General features: G+C 42.0%; 2 protein-coding genes. Both read left to right on the forward strand.

The genetic code is table 11. The features are described 5' to 3' along the window. Positions 1-41: 41 nt before the first annotated feature. Positions 42-473, forward strand: a complete 432-nt coding sequence (gene fucU, locus AM305_RS11545; RefSeq protein WP_005826338.1) for an L-fucose mutarotase — start codon at positions 42-44, stop codon at positions 471-473. A gap of 50 nt (positions 474-523) precedes the next feature. Continuing rightward, positions 524-1180 carry an L-fuculose-phosphate aldolase gene (locus AM305_RS11550; protein WP_005826339.1) on the forward strand — a complete coding sequence of 219 codons (657 nt, stop codon included), beginning with the start codon at positions 524-526 and terminating at the stop codon, positions 1178-1180. Positions 1181-1270 lie beyond the last annotated feature (90 nt).

Raw genomic sequence — 1270 nt, forward strand, 5'->3', positions numbered from 1 at the left:
GCGGGGATAAACCCCGCCCCTACGAAAAGGATTAAATACATATGTTAAAAGGCATTCACCCTGCACTTTCCCCTGAATTGCTGAAAGTGCTTGCAGAAATGGGACACGGCGATGAGATCGTCTTATCAGATGCCCATTTTCCTGCACATCAATTACATCATAAAGTGATCCGTGCAGATGGCATTCAAATTGCCACCTTACTTGAAGCGATTACCCCATTATTTGAATATGACCAATATGTCGAACGTCCACTGGCAATGATGCAAGCCGTACCCGGCGACAGCCTTGATTCTGCGGTTGAAGAACGCTATCTCGCCGCAATTGCAAAAATTAACGGAAAAGCACCGCTTGTTGAACGTGTCGAACGCTTCGCCTTTTACGACCGAGCAAAAACTGCTTATGCCGTAGTGATTACAGGCGAATTAGCTAAATACGGCAACATCATCTTGAAAAAAGGCGTTACCCCTGTTTAGGGTAAGCGGTTAAAAATCACAAAAATTTTACGAAAAGATGGAGTTTTATTATGAACAGAACAGCTCTCGCCAGACAAATTATTGATACCTGCCTAGAAATGACCCGTCTAGGGCTAAATCAAGGTACCGCAGGCAATGTTAGCGTGCGCTACCAAAATGGTATGCTCATTACACCAACCGGCACTCCTTACGAAAAAATGACAGAAGACGATATTGTTTATGTCGATAACAATGGGCAACACGAAGAAGGTAAACTGCCTTCTAGTGAGTGGCAATTCCACTTAGCCGTTTATGAAGCTCGCCCTGAACTCAATGCGGTAGTACATAACCACGCCTTAAATTGTGCGGCGGTATCAATTTTAGAACAAGATATTCCACCTATTCACTATATGATCGCTTGCACTGGAACGGATCATATTCCTTGCGTACCTTATGCTACATTCGGCACGCATCAACTTGCCGATTATGTCCGTGAAGGCATTGCAAAAAGTAAAGCGATTTTATTAGCTCATCACGGCTTAATTACCGCTGATGTTTCTTTAGATAAAGCATTAAGTATTGCGCACGAAGTGGAAGTGATTTCTGATTGGTATTTAAAACTATTGGCAACCGGCAAAGAAATCCCTCTACTCTCTAATGAACAAATGGCGGTCGTGCTAGAGAAATTTAAATCTTATGGTTCTTGGGTAGAGGAAAAGCAAGAGTAGCAGAAAAACAAGAATAAAAAATAGCTTATGGGACGAAAACAAAAGGTGTAATAGACAAAATAGTTGCTAAAAAGTGGCTTAAAGCCTTAT

This window comes from Actinobacillus minor NM305, from assembly GCF_000175195.1.
GTDB classification, from domain to species: domain Bacteria; phylum Pseudomonadota; class Gammaproteobacteria; order Enterobacterales; family Pasteurellaceae; genus Haemophilus_A; species Haemophilus_A minor.